The organism is Pseudomonas corni (assembly GCF_057128765.1).
In genome coordinates, this window is the sequence record NZ_JBSKHW010000002.1 from 445,507 (window position 1) to 459,020 (window position 13,514).

13 protein-coding genes are annotated in these 13,514 nt (G+C 58.5%); 4 read left to right on the forward strand and 9 right to left on the reverse strand.

The window, feature by feature from the left end; genetic code table 11:
- Window positions 1-3: 3 nt before the first annotated feature.
- The 8 genes from rsd to ACWKV9_RS05750 all read right to left on the reverse strand — a co-directional run bounded on the left by rsd (window position 4) and on the right by ACWKV9_RS05750 (window position 7,693).
- The gene (gene rsd / locus ACWKV9_RS05715) at window positions 4-483 is read right to left on the reverse strand and encodes a sigma D regulator (RefSeq protein ID WP_483835109.1); all 480 of its coding nucleotides are present in this window, start codon (window positions 481-483) and stop codon (window positions 4-6) included.
- 186 nt (window positions 484-669) lie between these two features.
- A complete protein-coding gene (locus tag ACWKV9_RS05720) occupies window positions 670-1,245 on the reverse strand; it encodes a disulfide bond formation protein B (RefSeq protein ID WP_483835110.1) in 576 nt (191 codons plus the stop codon).
- 201 nt (window positions 1,246-1,446) lie between these two features.
- Entirely contained in the window at window positions 1,447-2,694 is a 1,248-nt protein-coding gene (locus ACWKV9_RS05725; RefSeq protein ID WP_483835111.1) for a heme biosynthesis HemY N-terminal domain-containing protein, read from the reverse strand.
- Window positions 2,691-3,854 (reverse strand): uroporphyrinogen-III C-methyltransferase, encoded by a 1,164-nt coding sequence (locus ACWKV9_RS05730; RefSeq protein WP_483835112.1) that lies wholly within the window; start codon window positions 3,852-3,854, stop codon window positions 2,691-2,693. Before ACWKV9_RS05730 ends, ACWKV9_RS05725 begins: the two co-directional genes overlap by 4 nt.
- Before the next feature lie 51 nt (window positions 3,855-3,905).
- Window positions 3,906-4,679 (reverse strand): uroporphyrinogen-III synthase, encoded by a 774-nt coding sequence (locus ACWKV9_RS05735; RefSeq protein ID WP_483835113.1) that lies wholly within the window; start codon window positions 4,677-4,679, stop codon window positions 3,906-3,908.
- The gene (gene hemC, locus ACWKV9_RS05740; protein ID WP_483835114.1) at window positions 4,676-5,617 is read right to left on the reverse strand and encodes a hydroxymethylbilane synthase; all 942 of its coding nucleotides are present in this window, start codon (window positions 5,615-5,617) and stop codon (window positions 4,676-4,678) included. The genes ACWKV9_RS05735 and hemC overlap by 4 nt, the downstream gene beginning before the upstream one ends.
- A 250-nt stretch (window positions 5,618-5,867) precedes the next feature.
- Complete coding sequence (locus tag ACWKV9_RS05745; RefSeq protein ID WP_483835115.1) at window positions 5,868-6,614, reverse strand: LytR/AlgR family response regulator transcription factor; 747 nt, start codon at window positions 6,612-6,614, stop codon at window positions 5,868-5,870.
- Window positions 6,611-7,693 (reverse strand): sensor histidine kinase, encoded by a 1,083-nt coding sequence (locus tag ACWKV9_RS05750; protein ID WP_483835116.1) that lies wholly within the window; start codon window positions 7,691-7,693, stop codon window positions 6,611-6,613. Before ACWKV9_RS05750 ends, ACWKV9_RS05745 begins: the two co-directional genes overlap by 4 nt.
- 146 nt (window positions 7,694-7,839) lie before the next feature.
- On the opposite strand from ACWKV9_RS05750, the gene argH reads away from it, so the two are divergent.
- The 4 genes from argH (at window position 7,840) to ACWKV9_RS05770 (ending at window position 13,120) form a co-directional block, all read left to right on the forward strand.
- Entirely contained in the window at window positions 7,840-9,234 is a 1,395-nt protein-coding gene (gene argH / locus ACWKV9_RS05755; RefSeq protein ID WP_483835117.1) for an argininosuccinate lyase, read from the forward strand.
- Between the two features lie 62 nt (window positions 9,235-9,296).
- Window positions 9,297-9,587, forward strand: coding sequence for a hypothetical protein (locus ACWKV9_RS05760; protein ID WP_483835118.1), 291 nt, complete (start codon window positions 9,297-9,299; stop codon window positions 9,585-9,587).
- Between the two features lie 238 nt (window positions 9,588-9,825).
- Window positions 9,826-10,074 carry a TIGR02647 family protein gene (locus ACWKV9_RS05765; protein ID WP_483835119.1) on the forward strand — a complete coding sequence of 83 codons (249 nt, stop codon included), beginning with the start codon at window positions 9,826-9,828 and terminating at the stop codon, window positions 10,072-10,074.
- Between the two features lie 196 nt (window positions 10,075-10,270).
- Window positions 10,271-13,120, forward strand: coding sequence for a class I adenylate cyclase (locus tag ACWKV9_RS05770; RefSeq protein ID WP_483835120.1), 2,850 nt, complete (start codon window positions 10,271-10,273; stop codon window positions 13,118-13,120).
- Window positions 13,121-13,285: 165 nt separating this feature from the next.
- On the opposite strand, the gene ACWKV9_RS05775 is transcribed toward ACWKV9_RS05770, so the two are convergent.
- Window positions 13,286-13,513 carry a DUF1289 domain-containing protein gene (locus ACWKV9_RS05775; RefSeq protein WP_483835121.1) on the reverse strand — a complete coding sequence of 76 codons (228 nt, stop codon included), beginning with the start codon at window positions 13,511-13,513 and terminating at the stop codon, window positions 13,286-13,288.
- Between the last annotated feature and the right edge of the window lies 1 nt (window position 13,514).

Below are 13,514 nucleotides of genomic sequence, written 5' to 3' on the forward strand. Positions count from 1 at the left end.
CCATCAAGCCTGAACAGCAGCATCCTGTTCTTTGTGTGCGTTGTGCAGTACTTCGATCAGGCAATCTTCTAGCTCGAAACGCTCATGTAGCAAACCGCCTAGTGCGTTGAACTCTGCCGCGACCAATGAACAATCAGAGACGTCGCCCTTATCGCACCGGTCGTTGAAAGCCAACGCTGTAGCGGTAATGGCGTTCAAACGTGGATAAATCGTTGTGTCAGCCCATTCCAGACCGCGCTCATCATTGAACGCTTTGGCTTCACTGTTCAGTTGTTCGTAGATTTCAAAGTGCCCGGCGGAAACGTAATCAACCAGCAATTCGCAAAACGTCTGCAATCCCTTTCGATCCGCAGCCAAGGCTTCAGGTGTATCGCCAAGTACATCGTAGGACCGGATCAGTTCGCTGCGTTCCAGCAACCAACGATCGATCAGCTTGTGAACCCCACCCCAGCGTTCCTGAGCGTTCTGACAACTTTCCAGCATGATGTTCTCTCTTCCCTTCAGGGGCATGCTGCCTGTAATCGAATTGACGATACGGCCTGCAAGTGCAGATAAACCGGATCCAAAAACACGTCGCCAGCAGCAATATTCCAATAACGCGTGCGGGTCAGATTATGCCCGCACGACTGGGCCTTCAAGGTACGCAGGAGATAAAGTTCATACAAGCGTTTAATCCTCGCGACCTGATTCCATTGATTCCATGCGGTGAGATCTGATGAAAAGATGACCCAGCGCAAAGACGCTCAAGCCCGCAAACGCCAGCAGGCTCCACTCAGGAATGCTAAGCCCGACAAATGACCAGGAGATTTCAGAGCAGCCTGCATGGCCGTATAGCACAAGGCTTAAAACCTTGAGGTAAGGCTGGGTATCGAGCAGGTATTGCAGATTGGCCAGACATGCCGCCATGTCCTCTGGTGCGAATGCCTGCAGGAAGACCTGTCTGCTTGCAACCGCCGCCCCACAAAGTGAAACCAGCAACATAAGCGCGGCATACACCCGCCAGCCCTGCTTGTGCGGACAGTGCAAAACTGCCAGCAGGCAGATCAAGCCATAAATCGCGTAAAGAACGCGCTGCACCAGGCACAGCGGGCTCAGAGAGGGTCCGAGTTGGTACTCAAGATAGACAGCAGCACCCAGAAACGATGCACAGGCGATAAACGCCAGAAAGAAGAGGGTGCGAAGCCGAGCCAAGTGCATGGAAAATCCGTGACAAAGGACGTGGGCAGTTACGGTAGAGGAAAGCACACGCCCGTTTCAAGGCGGCGGGGCACGGATATTTCCCTGTTTAAGTAAGGACTTACCGACCCCTGAGCAGCGAATTTATACAAAAGTGTTTAAGACTCATCCGCAGAAATCCACCAACCCAGGAAACCTCCTACTCATGAGGGGGTTAAAAACGAAAAAAAGACCCGACAGAGGTCTTTTTTCGCCTTCGGTTTGGCCGCTTCAGACGCTGCTCAACATGGGTAGGGGACGGGCCAACAGTCGCTCATCCAACAGACCCAGGCCTTCTTGAAACAGCTGGTTGCTGCGGTCGGTCTCACCCAGTTGACCCAGCAGCCTGGCAAGCTCCGCGCATGCCTCTGGATTGCGTTGAAGACGCAAACTTGCTTCCAGATAGTCGCGCGCCTTGCCCCAGAGACTGCTCTGCAGGCACAGCCGACCCAGGGTCAACAGCAGGCCTGGATCGTCAGGGTGATTTTTTAGCCAGCCTTCTGCCGTTTGCAACTGCCTGGCTGGATCGCTGCCACGCACCAGGCCGTAAAGGCGAGCAAGATGAGTATTGTAATCACGCTTCATGCAGGCACGCAGGGCTTCCTCCGCCTGAGCATCTGCCCCCAGTCGGCGTAACTGCTCCGCGTATGCCAGCACCAGGGTAGGCTCCTGACGCTGCGCGGAACTCAATTGCTGCCAGGCTTTATCCAGCGCCGGCAGCCCGGTCAGGTCTGCCTCGCCCGACTGGTCTCGGTAAGCGGCAAGGGACAAATTCTCGCCCCATGCGCGACGTTCAAGTTCGGCCAGCTCCTGCGCAGGCAATACCTTGTCTTTGCGCAGTTCGGGCATCAGTCGGATAACCTCAGACCACTCGCCGCGCTGACGATACAGGCGCTGCAATTGCCGCAGCACTTGCGCGTTGTGCGGGTGGCGTTGCTGCATGGCCTGCAAGGTAGTGAGGGCGCCTTCGCTATCGCCCCTGTCCAGTTGCAGTTGGGCGTGGTTCAGAGCAATAGCCAACTCGGCTTGCGGCTGACGCTCAAGAGCCCGCTCCAACAACGTGTCACTGTCCTCGTAACGACCTTGCTCATTGGCGGCCCGGGCTGCGCCCAAGTAGTAAAGCAGCGGTTGACGCTCAGCTTCGGCGGCGCGATGTAGATGGCGCTGCGCGCTGGCCCAGCGACCTTCCGCCAAATCCAGCTGGCCCTGCTCAATCGCTGTTTGAACACGACGGGTACGATTGCGATTTGACCACGGATTGACCACTCCGCTGGACGCCATGACCAGTCCGAGCAATGCCCGGATCAGCCACAGCACGAACCAGACAGCCACGAGCAATGCCAGCGTCGCCCAGAGACTGGATTCGAAGCGGAAGCTATCGTAGGAAATCAGCACGTAACCCGCATGCTCGGATATGGCGAGCCCGACCACCGCAGCGACAACAATGACGGCGAACACAATCAGATAGGCGCGCTTCATTGGCGAGTCTCCTGCTGCGCCTCATTGCCTTGCTTGCCCAACGCGCCGCCAACAGGCGTGTGACGCTGCTCAAGATAAGCTTGCACCGCGCTCAGACTGGGTGCCAGATCTGGCGTCACTACCGCGACGGGTTGCTTGGACAACGCTTCAATCTGCGCGCCAATGGCTTTGCTCTGCGGATTGTCCTGATTGAAGTTGCTGTCGAGCACGCTTTTGGCTTCAGCCATCGCTTTGGCATAAACCGGTGCCTCGCCGTTGAGCGCAGCCCATTGCGCCTGTTCAAGCGCCAGGCTGAGCGCGAGGCGAACTTGCGTCAGGCTTTGTCCTGCCAACAGCGGCCTCACGCTTTTATCGGCATTGAAATCGATACGGATGAAACGCGAAATCTGATCCCACCACTTCGCCCAGTAGGTGTCTTCGTTGCCATCGGTAAGACCGAACAGCGACTGACCGTCATCCTTGTACTCCGGGGCCAGCGCGTTCAGGCCAATGGCTTGTTCGCGCACGGCCGCCAGTTGCAGAAACAACCCGGTGCGATCCGGCTGATCGACGCTGCGCAGAGCCGCCAGGCTTTTGGCCAACTGCTCGCGCGCTGCATAAGCGCCAGGGTCGTCCTGCTCGCGAAGAATTTCATCGGCACCTTCGACGAGCGCGTGAGCGCTGTTGATGTCTTGCAACGCAGACAGCCGCAGGCTTGCCAGACGAAGCAAGTGCTCGGCTTCAGCGAGGCGCCAGTCTTTGCGGCTGGCCCCCAGAACGGTTTCAACCCGCTGGCTCAAGCGCTGCTGATCACCTTGAAGTTGGGTCACCAAACGCCGGCGTTCTTCAAGCTCGTCTGCGGCAGGCAACTTAGCCAGACGCTCGTTAAATGCTTGCTGATCCTGCTTAAGGGCTTGTTGGTCTTGCTTGAGGACCTGAGTTTGGGAACCCATCTCCTGCAACTGGCCGAACTGCTGTTGATTGCCACTCTGGATCGCCCGCAACTGCCAGACACTCCAACCGCCGACCGCAACGCCAGCGGCGCCCAGCAACAACGCCAGAATCACCAACCCATTGCTGCGTTTGCCCGAAGGCTCTTTGTACGCTGGATCCGGGACCACCTCAGGGTTGTGGGTCAGTACCGGTTCAACGTCATCTTTAGGCAAGAGTGTCTCGCTCACGTATCCATCCTTTGCATTTGGGCGTCATCGCGTTGTAAAGCTCGTCGATTTTTACGCCTGGGAGTCGGGCTCGGGTTGTTTCCCCAGCGCCGCCAGCAAGGCCGCAGCGCTCGCGCCACGGCAATCCACTACAGTGCAAGCCCCTTCGGCGCGCGCTAATTCAGCGACCCGAGGACTTGGCACGAATAAAGGCATTTGCGAAAGCTCAGGCCAGAAATCGCCCGCCAACTCACGCAAGTGCTGAAAACCTTGTCCACTGCTGACCACCAGCCCGTTCAAGCGTTCCGCCCGAACACGATCAGGCAGCACCAAAGCCGGGTATTGCGGCAGGTTGCGGCGGTATAGCGGCAGATAATCGACACTAACACCCTGCTCGCGCAAACGCTCCGCCAACAACTCACGCCCGCCCTCGCCCCGCATGATCAATACCTTGGGATCATGACCGGCGATGGCTAGCTGTAAGCTGGGTAAGTCGAGCAACGCTTCACTGTCGTCACCTTCCTGCGGGAAACTCACGCTCAAACCGTAATCATCGAGCAATTGCGCGGTACCGGCACCGACGGTGAACCATTGCTGGATGGGGGGCTGGGGCCAGATCTCGTCCAGCATCTCCAGACCCAGGCGCGCAGCCGGTTTGCTGACCACGATAACGGCGCAGTACTGATGCAATTTATAGATGATCGACTGCGCTTCAGCAGTCACCGGCAGGGGCTGTATGTCTAGCAGCGGCAGGCTTGAACTGAACACTCCTGCGTCGGCCAGTACCTGCGCCAGCGTCTGGCATTCCTCCTTCGGGCGGGTGAGCAACAGGCGCCAATTGCTCACTCCTCGTGAGCCTCGCCGTACACCGCTTTGAGGATCTTCGCCGCACCTTGGGCGAGCAGCGCCTCAGCCACCTGCACGCCCAGCGTCTGGGCATCGACATGCGGCGCGCGCGCATCGGCGTGCAGCAATATCGCGCCAGTAGGATCACCCACCAGGCCACGGAGCCAAAGCTGATCGCCTTCCAGCACGGCATAGCACGCAATTGGCACCTGACAGCCACCGTTAAGGTGCTTGTTCAGGGCACGCTCTGCTGTCACGCGAACCGCCGTATCGTCGTGATGCAGCGGCGCCAGCAACGCATGAAGTTCAGTATCGACGCTACGGCACTCGATGCCGACCGCGCCCTGCCCGCCTGCAGGCAAGCTGTCCTGCACGCTGATGGGAGCAGTAATGCGGCTTTCAAACCCGAGGCGAATCAAACCTGCCGCCGCCAGAATGATTGCGTCGTACTCGCCAGCATCGAGCTTGGCCAGCCGCGTGTTGACGTTCCCGCGCAAGAAATGAATGATCAGATCAGGACGACGGGCCAGCAGTTGCGCCTGCCGACGCAAGCTAGAGGTGCCGACAATACTGCCGGCTGGCAAGGCCGCAAGACTGGCGTAGGTATTGGAAACAAAGGCATCGCGCGGGTCTTCGCGTTCGCAGATGCAGAACAGACCCAGCCCTTGAGGGAAATCCATCGGCACGTCTTTCATGGAGTGCACGGCGATATCGGCTTCGTGTTCCAACAGCGCGGTTTCCAGCTCTTTGACAAAGAGGCCCTTGCCGCCGATTTTCGACAGCGGCGAATCCAACAGTTTGTCGCCACGACTGACCATGGGCACCAACGTGACCTGCAAACCGGGATGAGCTTCTTCAAGACGAGATTTGACGTATTCGGCCTGCCAGAGGGCCAGCGCGCTTTTGCGAGTAGCGATGCGGATTTCGCGAGAGGACATGAATCAATCCGTACTGAGTAAATGCGGCCGATGATAGCAGCTCGGCCCCGCAGGGCCTCATTGCTGTCTTGAATCTGCGCGCATCATGAACTCAATTGATTAACGGCCGCCATGTGGCGCCGTGTCGCGACTTTATGCTGTTTCATCTGTAGGAGCGCGCTTGCCCGCGATAGCGTCATTCGCATCAATGCGAAGGCGCGGCAAAAAACCATTTCGCGGGCAAGCGCGCTCCTACAGGCCGCGATATGAATTACAGCTGCTGCATCATCTTGCGCACGCCCGCCACATGCCGGCGGCTGACGATCAGCGCGTCGCCGTTGAGCCCTTTCAGGAACAATTGGAAATGCCCCAGCGGCGTGCGTTGCAGTCGTTCAATGCGGTCGCGGGCTACCAGCGCGTTGCGGTGGATACGCACGAATCGGTCTCCGAATTCGTCCTCCAGCGCTTTCAACGGCTCGTCCAGCAACACCTCGCCATCCTCGTGACGCAGCGTCACGTACTTATGGTCAGCGATAAAATAAATCACATGGTTCAGCGGAATCAGCTCGATGCCCTTACGAGTGCGGGCGCTGATGTGACTGCGCGGTCCACTGCCGCTCTCGGCTGCCGGGCGAGTCATCGCGGCCAGCTGAACCCGGTTGGGTCGCTCGGCCTTGCGCAATGCATCGAGCAGGCTTTCAGGACGCACTGGTTTGACCAGGTAACCAACAGCGCTGACTTGAAAAGCTTCCAGCGCGAACTCATCGTGCGCCGTGCAAAAAACCACGGCAGGCGGGGTATCACGCTCGCACAATTTGGCCGCTACCTGAAGGCCATCCAGGCCCGGCATGCGGATATCAAGTAACACCACGTCAGGCTTGAGGCTATCGATCAAAGCCAACGCTTCTTCGCCATTGGTGGCGCTGGGTTCCAACACCCTATAGCCCTCAAGCTCGCCGATCATGCGACTCAGTCGCTCGCGGGCAAGGGGTTCGTCATCAACGATCAGGACATTCATATTGCTCTGGCTTCCTGCGTGAGTCTCGCACAAGGATAGCGTAGACAGGTGAAGTGACGACCGTCACGGCGCTCCACGCTCAGACTTGCGAGAGGGCCAAAAAGTGCCGTGATTCGAGCTCCGATATTTGCCAGGGCCTGCTGGGTACCGTTTGAAGTATGCCGCCCGGCCACTTCGTCGTAGGGATTACTGACACGCAATATGAATACCCCCCTTTCATAATCCGCTTCGACCCTGACCACCCCGCCCTCGACTCGAGGCGCAATGCCATAGATCAACGCGTTTTCCAGTAATGGCTGCAAGGTTAGCTGGGGAATCGGCAAGTCGTCGGGAATTGCACTGACGTCCCAGTCCAACTGTAGACGCTCGCCAAGTCGATATTGCTCAATCGATAAGTAACGTTTCGCCAATTCAAGCTCTTCGCGCCACGTAGTCAGGCTTCCGGGCTTGCCCAGGCTGGCGCGAAACAGGTCGGACAAATCCATTACCGCCTGCTCGGCCTTGACCGGGTCACTGGTGACCAGGCTGGCGATACTGTTAAGCGTGTTGAACAGAAAGTGCGGCCGAATCCTGGCCTGAAGCGACTCGATCCGGGCGCGCAACTCTGCCTGCTGCTGTTTGCGCCACTGACTCTGCAGGTAGAAGTAGCGCAACATCAGCGCCGACATGATCACCGCAATCAACGAATACCGCACATAGCGCTCGATCATGCCATCTACGGCCAAATCGCCGCTTAGCTGGCAATAATCGGCGACAGCGGTACATGCCAGCGTCACCCCGACCACAAGCATGCAGCCCACCGCGCCAGCGACACCGGGATGCAAACGCGCAAGCCACGGACGCAAACCACACAACAGCGCGGCTGACAGCAACACGATCCATTGCACGAACAGGGAAATCAGCGCCATGCGCACCCAGTCGAAACCGGGTCGCATGGGCTCAACCAAAACAAGCACTAGAACCAGCAGCTGCGCCAGCACGACGAGCACCAACAATGCCTGGGGCAAGCACAGTTCGGGAAGGAAAAACTCTTTACCGGGAGAGCCGCTCTGGACCGGGTTGTTTCGCTGTGTTCGCATCGCTTCAGTCTCTGCGCTCGCACCCCCCAACGGCAAGCTGTCCGGGATAAAAAAACAGCAATGCTGTTATTATCGCCGGCGCCTTTTTCAAAATCGGCCCACGTCTTTTTTTCAGTACAGCAACCAGCAGAACAGCGAGCGAATCCATGAGCACCGACAAGACCAATCAGTCCTGGGGCGGCCGCTTCAGTGAACCCGTCGACGCCTTCGTCGCGCGCTTCACCGCCTCCGTCACTTTCGACCAGCGCTTATACCGTCACGACATCATGGGCTCCGTTGCCCACGCCACCATGCTGGCCAACGTCGGCGTGCTGACCGATGCCGAACGCGACACCATCATCGATGGCCTGAAGACCATTCAGGGCGAAATCGAAGCCGGTCAGTTCGATTGGCGTGTGGACCTGGAAGACGTACACATGAACATCGAAGCGCGTCTGACTGACCGCATCGGTGTCACCGGTAAAAAACTGCACACGGGTCGTAGCCGTAACGACCAGGTCGCTACCGATATCCGCTTGTGGCTGCGCGACGAGATCGACCTGATTCTGGCCGAGATCACCCGCCTGCAAGAGGGCCTGCTGGGTCTGGCCGAACGTGAGGCCGAATCCATCATGCCGGGCTTTACTCACTTGCAGACCGCGCAACCGGTGACGTTCGGTCACCACATGCTGGCGTGGTTCGAAATGCTCAGCCGCGACTACGAGCGCCTGATCGACTGCCGCAAACGCACTAACCGCATGCCGTTGGGCAGCGCCGCCCTGGCCGGCACCACCTACCCGATCGACCGCGAGCTGACCTGCCAACTGCTGGGTTTCGAGGCCGTTGGCGGCAACTCGCTGGACAGCGTTTCGGATCGCGACTTCGCCATTGAATTCTGCTCGGCAGCCAGCATCGCGATGATGCACTTGTCGCGCTTCTCCGAAGAGCTGGTGCTGTGGACCAGCGCGCAATTCCAATTCATCGATCTGCCTGACCGCTTCTGCACCGGCAGCTCGATCATGCCGCAAAAGAAAAACCCCGACGTTCCAGAACTCGTTCGCGGCAAAAGTGGCCGCGTGTTCGGCGCGCTGATGGGCCTGTTGACCTTGATGAAGGGCCAGCCACTGGCCTACAACAAGGACAATCAGGAAGACAAAGAGCCGCTGTTCGACGCCGCCGACACGCTGCGTGACTCGTTGCGTGCATTTGCCGACATGATCCCCGCGATCAAGCCCAAGCACGCGATCATGCGCGAAGCGGCGCTGCGTGGTTTCTCTACTGCAACCGATCTTGCCGATTATCTGGTCCGCCGTGGCCTGCCCTTCCGCGACTGCCACGAAATCGTCGGCCATGCTGTGAAATACGGCGTGGACAGCGGCAAGGATCTGGCGGAAATGTCCCTGGAAGAACTACGCCGCTTTAGCGATCAGATCGAACAGGACGTGTTCGCCGTGCTGACACTGGAAGGTTCGGTCAATGCCCGCGACCACATCGGCGGTACCGCGCCGAATCAGGTCAAGGCCGCCGTGATTCGCGGTCAGGCGCTGCTCGCCGCTCGCTGAAACATTTTTTGAGCCCCGCCGCCGAAGGTGGCGCGGCCCCCGACCAGAACAACGAGACCATCATGAGCGACGCAATCGACAACGATGAAGAAGAATTCGCTGAAGCAACACTGATTGAAGCCATCGAAAATCAGATCGACAGTGATAATCCACCTGCCGCCAAAGCCACCTTCAACAAGCTGACGCTAGTAGGTTACGAGCGCGATGACATCCTGGAAATGATGGCTCACGTGCTTGCGGTGGAGATCGACGGCATTCTCAAGGATGACCGGCCGTTCAACACCGAATGGTACGAAAAGGCATTGCGCGCGCTGCCGGAAATGCCGCCAGGCGTGAAGAACGACGACGAGTAAGACCAGCAAAACCTGTAGGAGCCAACTTGTTGGCGATACGGCCCGATGCGGTGTACCTGCCATGTCGCCTCGCGAACAAGTTCGCTCCTACAGGTCGTTTCATCACTTCGCAACATTCCCCCAGCAAATCCTCCAGACGCAACTACACTTGCAAACGTCCCGCTGCCGCTTGACCCACGGGGCTGTGTCGCCTGCGATTCCAATCGCTCGTATCAACTAAAAAAAGTCTGGAGCGCCTATGTCGTTTACCCCTGAATTGGTTGCCGAACTGGAAATCCTGTCACTGTTCAATCTGGGCAGTACCAAGGAGGGCCTCAAAGTCCATCACGTGGCCGCGCCTTCGGCCATCGCCGCAACAAAAAGACTTCACGAAAAAGGCCTGACCACTCAGGTCGATGGCGGTTACTTGACCAGCCTGGGGCTGGAGGCCGCGGAGCATGCACAATCACTGCTGACCATTCTTGTCGTCTCCGAAGAAGCGGCTTGATCCAATCGGTAGCGCGAAACCTTCGCCCGGATGCGTGAAATAAAGGTTTCGCGACCCCTTCATTTGCAGGGAGCTGCGCCGATACAGGTTGGCGCCATCCAAGAACCACCAGCCGCTGGCCCGCATCTCAGCGCTGCACCTCTTGCTCGTCGCTCAACTTGCCCCCTTGCATTGCCGCTCGCCGGCCTGAGTCGCGATGAAGCGAAATTTCGAAATTCGACCAGATCTGGACGAAGGCATCGACCGTAAGGTGCTGACCCAACTACGTGCTCGCTTCCTGGCTCTGAACGAAGGGCGGCTCGCTCGCGCCAATGAAGGACTGTCCTCTCGTCAGCAGTCAGTGCTGACGCTGTTGCCGCTGTTCTTTCATGTCAATCACCCGCTGTTGCCAGGCTATGTGTCAGGCAGTACACCCGCAGGTGTTTCCAACTACGAACCCGACACCCAGGCGCTTACCGAAGCCCAGCGGCTGACACGGTCGTTTTCCTATAAGCCTCGTCGCGGCACTGCACCAGACCCGATTCGCGGCATCTTCCTGATGGGCAGTCTGGGGACGCTGGCCCAGGCCGACCAAAGCGACATGGACGTATGGGTCTGCCACGATTCAGAGCTGCCGACTGAGGCGGTGCAGGACCTGCGCAAGAAATGCCACGCGCTGGAGGTGTGGGCGGCGACGATGGGCGCAGAAGCGCATTTCTTTTTGATCGATCCTGAACGGTTTGTCCTTGGCGAGCGCGATGCGCGACTGAGCGCAGAGGACTGCGGCACAACCCAGCATTACTTGCTGCTCGACGAGTTTTATCGCACGGCGATCTGGCTGGCCGGGCGCACGCCGCTGTGGTGGCTGGTGCCGGTGTATGAGGAAGCGCGTTACAGCGATTACACGCACACGCTGCTGTCCAAGCGCTTCATCCGTGCCGACGAGATTCTAGACTTGGGCAACATGGCGAACATCCCGCCCGGCGAATTCATCGGCGCCGGACTGTGGCAACTCTTCAAAGGCATTGAGTCGCCCTACAAGTCAGTACTTAAGCTGTTGCTGACCGAGGTTTACGCCAGCGAGCATCCTCATGTGCAGTGCCTGAGCATGCGTTTCAAACAGGCCGTGTTCGCTAATCATGCGGATCTCGACGAACTGGACCCCTACATGATGGTTTATCGCCGGATCGAGGAATATCTGCGCGCACGGGGCGAGACTGAGCGCCTGGAACTGGTGCGCCGCAGCCTGTATCTGAAGGTGAACAAGAAGCTCACCGGCTCCTCACGGACACGCAATCCCAGCTGGCAGCGCACCCTGCTGGAACGACTGACGAAGGAGTGGCATTGGGACGAGCGTCAGTTGGCGCTGCTCGACAGCCGTAGCCAGTGGAAAGTGCGGCAGGTGTCCAGCGAGCGCCGGGCGTTGGTCACTGAGCTTAATTTCAGCTACCGCTTTCTGACCCAGTTTGCGCGCACGCAAAACGCGATCAGCTCGATCACCAAGCGCGACCTGAGCGTGCTCGGGCGCCGCCTGTATGCGACTTTCGAGCGCAAGGCCGGCAAGGTCGAGTTCGTCAATCCGGGAATCGCGCCGGATCTGGCCGAGGACACGCTGACCTTGGTGCAGTCGCCGAACAAACGCGAACCCGGCAAATACCAATGGGGCTTGTACAACGGCAATCTAGGCGTCCACGAGTGGGAAAACTTTACGCCGATCAAGCGCAGCCGCGAGCTGCTGGAATTGCTCACCTGGTGCCATCGCAACAATGTGATCGACACCACTACTCGCCTGGCGCTGCACCCCGGCACCAGCGACCTGACCGAATTGGAGCTATTCAATTTGCAGGGCGCGCTGCAGCAAAGCATTGCACTGCCGCTTCAGCCCGTCAGCGAAGAGGCCTTATTGAGTCCTGGCGTCCCGGCCGAAATCCTGCTGCTGGTGAACGTAGGGGTCGATCCGCTCAAGCATCACAAAGACCTGAATATCCTGATGACCACCGAGCGCACGGACTCGCTGAGCTATGCGGGAGTCAAGGAGAACCTTGTACTGACGTTCGATCAGGTCACGCTGAACAGCTGGAATGAAGTGCTGGTCAATCGTTTCGACGGCCCCCACGCGCTTCTCGATTGCATGGCAGAGCTGCTCAACAGCTTCCCGCCGAACCGACCAGCGCCCGTGGTGCGAGTGCGTTGCTTTTGCCACAACCGGGCGCCTGCCATAGCCCAGCGAGTCGAGGATTTGATCAGTACAGCGCAGCTGCTGCTCAAAAGAGGGCTCAATCATCGTTATTTGATTCAGGTCGAGCAGCGCTACCACGTGCTGGAAATAATTCCGGCCCAGGTCAGTCACGTTGCGCTGAACAGCCTTCCCGCGTTGCTGGACTACTTGAGCGAAGAACTGCCCGCATACAGCCCGCTGCACCTGGATCCCCATGCGCTGGATGACAGCGATCTATCGCTGATCCTTCCCCACGGGCAGCCCGACTGCATTCAGGTGTTTTATCGCATCAGTGAGGTCCATGCCGACCTTTACGTGCTTGATGAATGCAACGCCGTGTGGCACCAGCGATTGCCGTTTTACGATGAATCCAGCCTGTTGCTGCCCCTGCAGCGTTTCCTGAATTCACTGATGTACCGGCGTGGAGCAACATTGTCACTGGAAGGTCCCCTTGATCCGCCCTCCCTGGAGACCGCGTATTACCGGATTTTGCCGGACGGCGCGTTGCATGCGCGACGCATTGAACCGCGGTCGGCACCGGCGATGGCCGTGGATAAGGCGTTTTACGATGTTCAGGCGATCATTGAGCAAGCCTCGCCCGCCATGGTGAGCGTGACGCTGTACTGCAACAACAAAGAGTTTTCCGAACTGGAATTTGGTGAGCAGCTGTATGCAGTGGTGGTACGGGAGATTCTCGACAGGCGTAGCGAGCCGCAGCGCTATCGCTGCTACATCACGGATTTGGACTTGTCAGGCGTACTAAGCGACCAGAATGGTCAGACGATCTTGTATTTACGCTACAAAGCGCAGCTGGAGAAATCGCTGAACGAGGCGATGGATCAGGCGTAGAGCGTTGACCAATTGTAGGAGCGCGCTTGCCCGCGATAATTTGGGCGCCTTCCCCGTATTAGGCAACTGACACACTGCAATCGCGGGCAAGCGCGCTCCTACAGATATTCGCACTCGGCAATGGATGAGAGTTGTTGCGAAAAGATGAGCATCGTCGTTAAAACGTCAGACCGCGTGCGCCCGCCGAACCTCGGACTCGGCCACGATCGCCCGCCGACGCTCATCGGTCGCAGCGCGCCATTCGCGGATGTCTTCCACATGGCGATAACAGCCGGTGCAAACTTTCGCTTCATCGAGCCGGCATACGCTGATGCACGGCGACTTCACCGCCGGGCTTACGTTGCTGAACAGGGGCTTGGGAGCGCGGGGCGGGGTTGTAGCAGTGGCGGTCACG